Source organism: Brevundimonas sp. CURTG3B2_SDJG (assembly GCF_057364705.1).
In genome coordinates this window covers 1-3,429 of record NZ_JBNFOJ010000289.1, presented here as the reverse complement: position 1 = coordinate 3,429, position 3,429 = coordinate 1, and the positions used below count along the sequence as shown (strand labels likewise).

The 3,429-nt window shown below is 71.0% G+C and carries 5 protein-coding genes; 2 read left to right on the top strand and 3 right to left on the bottom strand.

Annotation, left to right across the window (positions count from 1 at the left end; translation table 11 throughout):
• On the bottom strand, positions 1-522 hold a 522-nt coding region (locus AC2W7C_RS15215), incomplete at its 3' end, for a sigma-70 family RNA polymerase sigma factor (RefSeq protein ID WP_486002163.1).
• Between the two features lie 115 nt (positions 523-637).
• Between AC2W7C_RS15215 and AC2W7C_RS15210 the strand changes: the two genes are divergently transcribed.
• Both AC2W7C_RS15210 and AC2W7C_RS15205 read left to right on the top strand, forming a co-directional pair.
• Positions 638-1,096: a carboxymuconolactone decarboxylase family protein gene (locus AC2W7C_RS15210; protein WP_486002162.1), complete on the top strand. Its 459-nt coding sequence runs from the start codon at positions 638-640 to the stop codon at positions 1,094-1,096.
• A 56-nt stretch (positions 1,097-1,152) separates the two neighbouring features.
• Positions 1,153-1,746, top strand: coding sequence for a DUF1353 domain-containing protein (locus AC2W7C_RS15205; RefSeq protein WP_486002161.1), 594 nt, complete (start codon positions 1,153-1,155; stop codon positions 1,744-1,746).
• A gap of 153 nt (positions 1,747-1,899) precedes the next feature.
• Here the strand turns inward: AC2W7C_RS15205 and AC2W7C_RS15200 are convergent, their stop codons facing one another.
• Together AC2W7C_RS15200 and AC2W7C_RS15195 are read right to left on the bottom strand one after the other, a co-directional pair.
• Positions 1,900-2,532: a squalene/phytoene synthase family protein gene (locus tag AC2W7C_RS15200; protein WP_486002160.1), complete on the bottom strand. Its 633-nt coding sequence runs from the start codon at positions 2,530-2,532 to the stop codon at positions 1,900-1,902.
• A gap of 144 nt (positions 2,533-2,676) precedes the next feature.
• Positions 2,677-3,297 carry a hypothetical protein gene (locus AC2W7C_RS15195; protein ID WP_486002159.1) on the bottom strand — a complete coding sequence of 207 codons (621 nt, stop codon included), beginning with the start codon at positions 3,295-3,297 and terminating at the stop codon, positions 2,677-2,679.
• Positions 3,298-3,429 lie beyond the last annotated feature (132 nt).

The window sequence follows — 3,429 nt, the reverse complement described above, 5'->3', positions numbered from 1 at the left end:
TTGCCGCGCCAGCTCGGCGCCCGAGACGGTCGGCCGCCCCTTCACCCGCTTCCTCGCCCGGCTGGCCAGCTGGCGCGCCGCCTCGGGCGTGCGCTCCACGATCGGCGCGATCTGGTCGAACGGCAGGTCGAACATGTCATGCAGCACGAAGGCGATCCGCTCGGCCGGGGGCAGGGTCTCCAGCACCACCAGCAGGGCCAGGCCGATCGATTCGGCCAGCAGCGCCTCCTGCTCCGGATCCGGGGCCCGATCCGGCGTACGGGCGGCCGCGCCGTCCTCCAGGGCGTCCTCTCGCCGGGCGCGGCGCGACCGCAACTGATCCAGGCAGATGCGGGCCGTGGTCGTCGTCAGCCAGCCCTCCAGGTTGGCGACCGCGGACAGGTCGGCCCTCTCGGCCCGCAGCCAGGCCTCCTGCACCGCGTCCTCGGCCTCGGCCGCCGATCCCAGCATCCGATAGGCCACGCCCATCAGCCGGTCGCGGGCGGCCTCGAACCGGCCCGCCAGACGATTTTTCGCGTCCATCGTCACACTCCGTCGTCGCGCGTCGTCATGGCTGTGACGAACGAAGTCGGCCCGATGTGACAGCGGGCCGGCGACGGCGTCTCCGATCCTTCCCCGTCCTCCTGGAGACCTTTCGATGCAAGCCCGAATGAAAAGCCCCGCCGCCGTCCTGCCCGACACCCAGCAGGCCATCCAGGTCCTGAGCGGATCGGCGTTCCAGTCCGGCGCCCCCGCCGGGATCCTGCACCTGGCCCACCTGCGCGCCAGCCAGATCAACGGTTGCGCCGCCTGCGTCGTCTACGGCGTCAAGGAGATGCGCAAGGCCGGCGAGACCGAGGAGCGCCTGGCGGCCGTCGCCGTCTGGCGCGAAGCGCCCTGGTTCACCGACGCCGAGCGCGCCGCCCTGGATCTGGCGGAGGCCGCCACCCGTCTGGCCGACAATCCCCACGGCGTGCCCGACGACGTCTGGAACGAGGCCGCGCGGCATTTCGACGAAAAGGCCCTGGCCGGGCTGATCCTGTGGATCGCCACTTCGAACCTCTTCAACCGCCTGAACGCCACCGTCCGCCTGCCGGCCGGCGCGCCCTGGTACTGAGGCCCGGCCGCCGAAGGCCATGGAACTTCCCGGCCGCGACCGCGTAAAGCGGAACCATGGCCTTCAGCACCGTGCCCGCAGAGGAAGCCGTCGTCCCCCAGGACGTCACGCCCGACGGCATCCAAGGGACGGAGCGGCCCCTGGTCTGCGCCGTCAATCATGGACGGGACCGCGAGCGCGACGGCCGCACGACCGTGGTGGTCATGCAGCCCTTCGGCTACCGCCGCCGGTCGTCCGGCCGCACCATCTGGGTGCCGGCGACCTATGTGACGGACTTCGCCTCCATCCCGCGCGTCGGCCGCTGGCTGATCCCGCCGTTCGGCCGCCACGCCATCGCCGCGGTCGTCCACGACTGGCTCTATTCGGTCGGCGAGCCGGGCCACCGGGGCGAGGCGGACGACGTCTTCCGCGAGGCGCTGGACGAACTGGGCGTGGATGTGGTCCGGCGCAACGTGATGCATCGCGCGGTCAGCAGCTTCGGCGCCGGCGGCTACGCTCGCGCCGAGGCGACCTGGCCGACCCAGTTCATGGATTGGCGCACCGGCGACACCCTGCCGCCGCCGGCCCCGCGCGAGGCCTTCTTCGGCGACGGCGAGCCGGCGGTCATCGCGCGGGTGACCTCGCAGTCCCCGGCCAATTGCACGGTCTGAAATTTTCCGCTCATCCCCGCGAAAGCGGGGATCCAGTTCTGTCATTGAACCGCCGGCGCTTCAGGACAACAGCAGGCGCAACCTCGGTCTCACCGGATCACCCAAAACACTGGGTCCCCGCTTTTCGCGGGGATGAGCGGATCAGTGGAAGCCCTAGATCCGTCCCCGCAAACTCGCCCAGACCAGCCTCAACCGCTTCACCGGCTCCGGGGCGTCAGGGTCCGCCAGCGCCGCGTGGGCGACCGCGGGGAAACCGTCGGCGGGAAGCGCCTTCAAGGCCCGGTTCGCCGCCGGCCTGAGCGCCCGCGCCTCGTCCCGCCGTCCGGTCAGGACCAGGCCCCGGACCCGGGCGGCGTCGGCGACGGCCGCCTCGTGTCCCGGCCCCGCCAGCACCCTTGCGGCTGCTTGCATCGGGCCGACGAACAGGGCGTCGAGGTCGTGGGGTTCGCGGTTCACCCGCCCGACGTGGGCCTCGATCAGGGCGTCGAACGGCGCCCGCTCCAGCCCGTGGCGGCCGACCGCCTCGGTCAGGGCCTCCAGCACCGGATGCCCCTTGCGGGCTTGGCCGGCGAACGCGCCGTCCAGCTGGTCCGCCCACCAGCGATAGCGCATTCCCGCCAGCATGGGCTGGCTGACCCGCGTCGGAATGGCGGCCAGCTCGGCCTCGAACGCGTAGAGGGCGATCAGGTCGGCCCGGCGCGACTCATCGGCGACGAACCGGCTGGACAGCCAGCGATCGACGTCGGCGGCGTGGACCTGATCGTCCAGAACGTCCTTCTGAGCCAACCTTACCCCGCTCATCCCGGCGAAGGCCGGGATCCAGATGCAGAAACGCCGCGCCTGGAGCGGCGCGGCGTTGGTCTATGACAGCTTCTTGCCGCCGAGTCTGTGATCTGGATCCCGGCCTCCGCCGGGACGAGCGGATAAGCCTCAGCCGAACAGCGTCTGGTACATCGCCATCGAGGTCAGCATCGGCAGCGACAGCAGCAGGTTGGTGCGGCTGGCCAGCATGGCGACGCGGGCGGCCTTGGCCTTCACGTCGTCCTCGGCCGGGACGATGCCCAGGGCGCGCTTCTGGTTGGGCCAGATGATCCCCCAGACGTTCAGGAACATGATGATCGCCAGCCAGACGCCGACGCCCATCAGGGCGTACTGCTGGTCGCCCTGGACCATGCCGCCCGCGAAGCCGAAGCTCAGCACTTCCAGCGCATAGGCGTGGCCGCGCGTGAACATCACCGCCAGGCCGGCCAGGACGGTGACCAGGGCCGCCCAGCGGAACCAGAACAGGGCCTCGGGCGCGATGTGCTTGCCGATCGCCGGCTTCAGCTCGGCCGGGATGGCGGGCATCACGCGGATCTGCACGAAGTTGAAGTAGTACAGCAGCCCGATCCACAGGATGCCGGCCGCCACGTGCACCCAGCGCAGCACGGCCTGCCAGAAGCCCAGGTCGTAGCCGCCCGGCGCGATTCGGCCGAACGCGAAGATCATCACCCCGGCCAGGATCAGGCTCAGGACGATGGTGTTGCGGAAGTTAGACAGCAGATTGCCCATGCCGTTCGCCCCTCCCCGGGCGAGAATCGTTGAAGCGCGACCATAGCTCTCCCTCCCCCTTGTGGGGAGGGATGTCGGCGCGCAGCGGACGACAGGGGTGGGGCGGCGGTGGAGCGGCCCTCCCCGACCCGG